The 6406-nt window shown below is 74.1% G+C and carries 6 protein-coding genes; 3 read left to right on the plus strand and 3 right to left on the minus strand.

What is annotated here, in order from left to right; all coding sequences use genetic code 11:
* Window positions 1–174: 174 nt before the first annotated feature.
* Both Q7T67_RS18275 and Q7T67_RS18280 read right to left on the minus strand, forming a co-directional pair.
* On the minus strand, window positions 175–1119 hold the full coding sequence (locus Q7T67_RS18275; RefSeq protein ID WP_304793155.1) for a triacylglycerol lipase: 945 nt from the start codon (window positions 1117–1119) through the stop codon (window positions 175–177).
* A gap of 96 nt (window positions 1120–1215) precedes the next feature.
* Window positions 1216–2286, minus strand: coding sequence for a DNA polymerase domain-containing protein (locus Q7T67_RS18280; RefSeq protein ID WP_304793157.1), 1071 nt, complete (start codon window positions 2284–2286; stop codon window positions 1216–1218).
* Window positions 2287–2420: 134 nt separating this feature from the next.
* Here Q7T67_RS18280 and Q7T67_RS18285 point away from each other — a divergent pair, with 134 nt between their 5' ends.
* The 3 genes from Q7T67_RS18285 to Q7T67_RS18295 all read left to right on the plus strand — a co-directional run bounded on the left by Q7T67_RS18285 (window position 2421) and on the right by Q7T67_RS18295 (window position 5402).
* Entirely contained in the window at window positions 2421–3254 is an 834-nt protein-coding gene (locus Q7T67_RS18285) for a prepilin-type N-terminal cleavage/methylation domain-containing protein (protein ID WP_304793159.1), read from the plus strand.
* A 104-nt stretch (window positions 3255–3358) separates the two neighbouring features.
* Entirely contained in the window at window positions 3359–4780 is a 1422-nt protein-coding gene (locus Q7T67_RS18290) for a hypothetical protein (RefSeq protein WP_304793161.1), read from the plus strand.
* Window positions 4770–5402: a PilW family protein gene (locus Q7T67_RS18295; RefSeq protein ID WP_304793164.1), complete on the plus strand. Its 633-nt coding sequence runs from the start codon at window positions 4770–4772 to the stop codon at window positions 5400–5402. Before Q7T67_RS18290 ends, Q7T67_RS18295 begins: the two co-directional genes overlap by 11 nt.
* A gap of 67 nt (window positions 5403–5469) precedes the next feature.
* Here Q7T67_RS18295 and Q7T67_RS18300 read toward each other — a convergent pair.
* On the minus strand, window positions 5470–6406 hold a 937-nt coding region (locus Q7T67_RS18300), incomplete at its 5' end, for an AAA family ATPase (protein WP_304793165.1).

Raw genomic sequence — 6406 nt, forward strand, 5'->3', positions numbered from 1 at the left:
GCCCGCCGCGCCGCCGGTGCCCGTCGGCGGGTCGCGGCGCGGCCGGTGAGACGCAGCCGGTGAGTCGCGGCCGGCGGGTTGCGGCCCGCGGATCGCGGCGCGGCCGCTGCGGGCACCGCGCGCCGGACGCTGCCGGACACCCCACGACGGGGTGCCCGACGGAGGGGCCAGCCCCTAGAGCAGCGGCGCCCGCGGCACGCACGGCACCGGGACGTTCGACCCGAGCGCCCGCAGGACGTAGGCCTGGGCACGCGGGCTGTAGGTCATCGACAGGTGGTCGTCGAAGTCGATCGCGCAACCGTCCTGGATCGTGATGTTGCGGACCGTCGCGCCGGGCCCGGCCGTCAGGAACGTCGCCTGGTAGGGCGTCGAGACCTCGTCGTACTTCGTCGCGATGGCGGTGTAGTCGATGCCCGGGAGCGTGTCGCCGCCGGCGTTCAGCGTCGCCAGGAAGTCCGAGCCCTTGACCTGTTGGATCGCTCCGGGCCCGGTGACGAGCTGGGCGCCGGCCAGGGCGCCGAACGCCTCGAACGTGCGGCCGAGCGTGCCGATGCCGAGCAGCGTCGTCCCGTGGTGGGTGGCGCCGAGCGTGACGACCCGCGCGACCTTCGACGCCCCGCCCTCGAACCGCAGGTACTGGCGGGCGAGGAGGCCGCCCTGGGAGTGCCCGACGAGGTCGACCTTCGCCGCCCCGGTCGAGGACCGCACGCGGTCCACGAACGTCGCGAGCTCCTTCGCCGACGCACGGAGGTCGCCCGTGCCCTTCACCGCCGGCGGCAGGCCGAGCACGCTGGTGCGGTCGACGCCGTAGTCCAGCGCGAAGACGCAGTAGCCGGCCCGGCGGAGCTTCGGCGACAGCGACGCCCAGTTGTCGTAGCGGTTCTCGAACGTCCCGTGGACGAGGACGACGGGCCGGGGATGGGCCGCGGACGGCCGGCACGAGGGGTCGTTCGCGCCGATCGGGTCGAGGTCCGGCGCGACCTGCGAGACGAGGAACGCCGAGACGAAGCTCTCGTTCGGCGGGCCCGTCGCGGCCGATGCGGTCGACGAGACCCCCAGTGCGAGGCCGGCGGTGGCGAACGCCGCGGCGAGGAGACCGCGGACGGGTGATCGGGACATGGGGACGACTCCGGTTCGGGATGGCGCGCGACCGACACCCGCGTACGGGGTCGACGACGGCCGCGAACCTACACGCCCCGGTGCACGCGCGTCAACTCAGTCCGGCGTCTTCTTCGCCCGGCTCGGTGCCACGCGCTTGGGCTCGTTCTCGCCCTTGGCGAAGTTCGGCGGCCACGGCGCGTCGCCCAGGCCGCCCTCCTCGTCGCGGCGGGCCAGGTCGAGCAGGCCCGCCAGCGACCCGGGGTGCGCGTCGATGTCGGCGTGCGGGTCGCCGTGCTCGTCCAGGAGCGCCGGGACGGTCGCCAGGGTGAAGTCGCCCAGCTCGGCGTCGGGGACCTGGTCCCACGTCAGCGGCATCGAGACGCGGCCCTCGGGCGTCGGGCGCACGGACCACGCCGACGCGACGGTCCGGTCGCGCGCGTTCTGGTTGTAGTCGAGGAAGACGCCCTCGCGCTCCTCCTTCCACCACTTCGACGTCGCGCGGCCGGGCATCCGCCGCTCGACCTCGCGGGCGAGGGCCAGCGCCGCGCGGCGCACCCCGGTGAAGTCCTGCTCGGGGTGGATCCGCACGTTGACGTGGATGCCGCGCGATCCCGAGGTCTTCGGCCAGCCGATCAGGTCGTGCTCGTCCAGGACGTCCTTGACGGTCAGCGCCACGGCGCGGACCTCGTCCCAGCCGACGTCGGGCTGCGGGTCCAGGTCGATCCGCAGCTCATCGGGATGGTCGAGGTCGGCGCGGCGGACGGGCCACGGGTTGAAGTCGATCGTCCCGAGCTGGACCGCCCAGATCAGGTGTGCTGCGTCGTTGATGACGAGCTCACGCGCGGACCGGCCGCTCGGGAACGTGACGGTCGCGGTCTGCAGCCAGTCCGGCGAGGTCTCCGGGATCCGCTTCTGGAAGAACGGCTCCTTCGTGATGCCGTTCATGAACCGCTTCAGCGCGCCGGGACGCTCGTGCAGGTGCAGCACGCACGGCCCCACCGCGTCGTCGCCGCGGGGCTCGCCGACGGCGACGTAGTACTCGGCCAGGTCGAGCTTCGTGATCGCCGTCTCGGGACCGAGCCCGTCGTCCCGGTCCGCACGCGCGGGGAAGACGACCTTGCTCGGGCTCGAGAGGCGCAGCTCCCGGCCGGCGACCTCGATCGTCGTCTCCTCCTTCTTCGCCATGGGGGGACGCTACCCGCCGGGCCGCGGCCCCAGCCGCGGCCGGGACCCGACCCCGCGGCGCTCGCGACCTCCGGCCCTTTTGGCTCGGATGTCCGACGAGCCCGGGTCGTCTCGTGCGCGCGAGAGGCCGATGGATGAGGGTGCCTCCGCCCCGCACACCCACGATCCGGTCCGCCGGGCCCGAGGACGGCTTCACCCTCGTCGAGGTGATGGTCGCGATGCTGCTGCTGCTCATCGGGCTCTTCGGCGTGCTCAACATGCTGGACCAGGGCAACGAGAGCACCGCGCGCACCCTCACGCGGGACGCCGCGGTCGGGCTCGCACGCGACGTCGTCGAGCGCGCGGCCACGACGGATCCCATCGAGCTGACGCCCGCCACGATCGGCGAGGTCCTGCGGACCGGGGTCGACCCCGACGGCGCGCGCGGCACCACCCCGACGGGGTCAGACGGCTCGTGGACGCTGCGGGGACGCACGACGTTCCGGGTGCGGGCCACGGTCTGCTCCCTGGCGCGGCCAGGCGACGGCGTCCCGGTCGTCGACGCGTCGTTCTGCACGGCCGGCACCACGCCGACCGGTCCCGTCGTGACCTCCGGCGGCTGTTCCGCCCGCCTGGAGGACGACCCGGCGATCGGCGTCCAGGTGCGGCTGCTCGTCGCGGCGGACCTCTGCGTCGGCGGCAGCCTCGCGGGCACCGTCTGCGCGCTCCTCGGACCCGTGGGGTCGACGAACACGATGCTCGCGCCGCTGCTGGCGAAGGACGGCGCGGTCAACGCCGTGCTCCACGTCGCCGGCGGGAGCGCCGGGATCGACGTCTGCGGCGAGCGACCCGTCATCGTCGACCCGGGCACCCGTGCCTCCGCCGACGCGATGCGACGCGTGCGCGTCCGGGTCAGCTGGGGGGATGCGTCGGCGCCCTACGTCATCGAGCAGACGACGCTCGTCCCGTCCGCCGGAGCGACGACGTGAGGACCGTCGGGAGCCGCGGCCCGCGACCCGTGTTCCCCGCCCGGCCGCCGGCCGTCGGCCACCCGAGGACGGCCGCCGCCCGCCCCCGCGCCGAGGACGGCTGGGTGCTCGTGCCCACGATGGCCCTCCTCATGATCACCCTGGCGCTCGGGCTGGCGATGCTCAGCGTCGTCGACACCCAGGCGCGGGAGTCCGGCCGCCAGCGGGTCTCGGAGTCGACGTTCAACCTCGCCGAGGGCACCGCGAACGCCACGGCCGCGGTGCTCGCCGACGGCTGGCCCGCTCGGACGACGGCGACCTGCGCCCTTCCGATGGCAGAGGGCGGGCTCGACGCACCCGCCGACCCCGTCACGGTGCCCGAACGCATCCGGGCGATCCTCGCGTCGTCCTACACCGACGGCGACTACGACGACGGCGCCGCGTGGGAGGTCCACCTCTGCGACGACGGCCTGAGCGGCACCCACCAGGTGACCTGGTCGGACGACGCCCTGACCCAGCCGGCGTGGGACGCCAACGGGAACGGCAGGATGTGGATCCGCGCCCAGGCGACGGTCGGCGGCCGGCGGCAGGCGATGGCCCGCCTCGTGCAGGTCGGGACGGTCAGCCCGCTGCCGACGGGCTACGCGGCGATCGCCGGCCAGCTCTCGTTCGCCGGCGACCTCTCCGTCACGCTGAACTCGTTGCTCACCGGCGCCCTGCTCGGACCGTTCGTCGACCTGCTCGTGACGAATGACAAGCTGATCCAGGGGGGCAAGCTGGGCATCCGCTGCGGGCTGCTCCCGTCGCTCTGCACGACGAGCGCGAGTGCGGCGGTCAGCACGATCCCGCTGCTCCAGAGCGCCCTGCTGGGGACGAAGGTCCAGCAGTACGGCGCGCCGACCGCCCTCCGCGCGCGCGACCTCGACGACCTCGTCCGTCAGGCGACGACCACGAACACGTCGGTCGCGCAGGTCGCCGCCGGCGCGCCCTGCATCCCGTCCGGGGCCGCGGCCACCGCGGTCGTCTACGTCGAGAAGGTCGGGGACGGGTCGGGACAGTGCACCGTCCCGACCCAGACCCAGCGGATCGTGATCGTCGGCCAAGGCGGCATCAAGGTCGCGGCGAACGCGAGCTACACGGGCGTCCTCCTGGCACTGAACCGCCAGGCGCCCGCCAAGCGGCTGCGCGAGGTCGTGACGATCGGCTCCCGCGCGAAGGTCACCGGCGCGGTCTTCGTCGACGGCGGCGGGACGGTGGGCCTGCCGCAGCCGAACCTGGACCTCTGCGCCGTCGACCCGCAGCTCCTCGGGAACGTCCTGGGCCTGGGCTCCCTCTTCGGCGGGCTCACCTGCACGCTGACGAACGTCCTGAACGCGACGAACACCACCGCGAAGGCGCAGTCCCTCGTGACCGGGCTCCTCCCGCAGCTCTCCGGCTACGGACCCGCCGTCGTCTACGGCGCGTCGCAGATCGCCGCGGTCACGACCCGCGCGACGGTCGCCACCGTCCCCAACACCTACATGCAGATCGCGCCCCATGAGCGCTGACCGACGCCTCTCCCGTCGAATCGCCGTCGACGCGGGGTTCAGCCTGATCGAGCTGCTGGTCACGATGACGCTCGCGATCATCGTCCTCGGTGCCTCGCTGCTGATCGCCGAGGGCTTCACCGCCGGGGCCGCGACGAACGACCGCCTGACCGACGCAGCACAGGAGGCCCGCAGCCGCACGGACCGCATCGTCCGCACGCTGCGCAACAGCTCCGCGGCGGGCTCGTACGCCAGCCCGGTCGTGCTGCTGCGCAACGGCGGCAACGACCTCGTCGTCAGCACGACGGACTGGCCCGGCGACGGCGCGCGGACCGGCAACCCGCACGCCGTGCGCTACTGCCTCGATACGAGCGGCACCGGGACCCTCTGGTACGACGAGCTCTACAACCCGCAGCCGGACAACCGGATCCCCGAGCCCAGCTGCCCCTCGCGCCAGGCGGGCTGGCGTCACCAGACCGTGATCGCCCAGGGTCTCGCGAACGACGACTCCCGCCCGCTCTTCCGCCTGGACGCCGCGAACGCGGCCGACGCCCGCAACATCGCGATCTCGATCGTCGTCTCGGCCGGCGGGACGCGCACGACCCGGATCGACACGAGCGTCGGGCTGCGCAACGGGGGCTGAGCAGGGATCGGCCGGCTCGCCCTCCCGATCGCGCACCCGCGACCACCCCGCGCCGGCCCCCGGGGCCCTACCGCGCGGCGACGTCGACGTCCGCCGCCGTCAGCGCACGCATCGCGACGGCGTCGGGCGTCGTCCCCGGCGTCAGCAGCCGGTCGGCCTGGGCGGCGATCAGGTCGTCGAAGAGGTTGCGGACGGTGCGGGCGTTGGCGAAGGTCGCGTCGCGGGCGTCGTGCCAGGCGGCGAGGACCTCCCCGGCCCGCACGCGCGCGTCGGGCTCGAGGTCGTAGTCGCTGCCGCCGCAGAAGCGCTCGAGGATCGCCAGCAGCTCCTCCGGGCCGTAGTCGTCGAACTGGATCGTCTCCGCGAAGCGGCCGGCCAGGCCGGAGTTGGAGGCCAGGAACGCCTCCATCTCGACCGTGTAGCCGGCGCAGATGACCGCGAGCCGGTGACGGTCGTCCTCCATCCGCTTCAGCAGGGCCGCGATCGCCTCCCCGTCGAAGTCGTTCTTGCCCCCGCCCGCCAGCGCGTAGGCCTCGTCGACGAAGAGCACCCCGTCCAGCGCGGAGTCGACGACCTCGTTGACGCGCTTGGCGGTCTGCCCGACGTACCCGGTGACGAGGCCGGAGCGGTCGACCTCGACGAGGCGGTCGGTGGCCAGCAGCCCGAGCGCCCTGTACAGCCGGCCGTAGAGCCGCGCGACGGTCGTCTTGCCGGTACCGGGACCGCCGCAGAAGACGAGGTGCAGCGAGACGTCGGCGACCTTCAGCCCGGCGGCCTGGCGCATGGCGCGCATCCGCAGGAGCTGGCCGGTGCGATGGATCTCGCGCTTGACGCCCCCGAGGCCGACCAGGGCGTCGAGGTCGACCATCACCGCGGCGAACGCCTCCTCGTCGACCGTCAGCGGCGCGGGGACGCCGGCGGCCGGGGCCGCGCCCCCCGGACCGGGCGGGACGATGGGCCCCGACGAGACGGGACCGCCGGCCGGCGGCGCGCCGGCGCCGGCG

The organism is Patulibacter sp. (assembly GCF_030655195.1).
In the GTDB taxonomy this organism is placed as follows: Bacteria; Actinomycetota; Thermoleophilia; order Solirubrobacterales; family Solirubrobacteraceae; genus Patulibacter.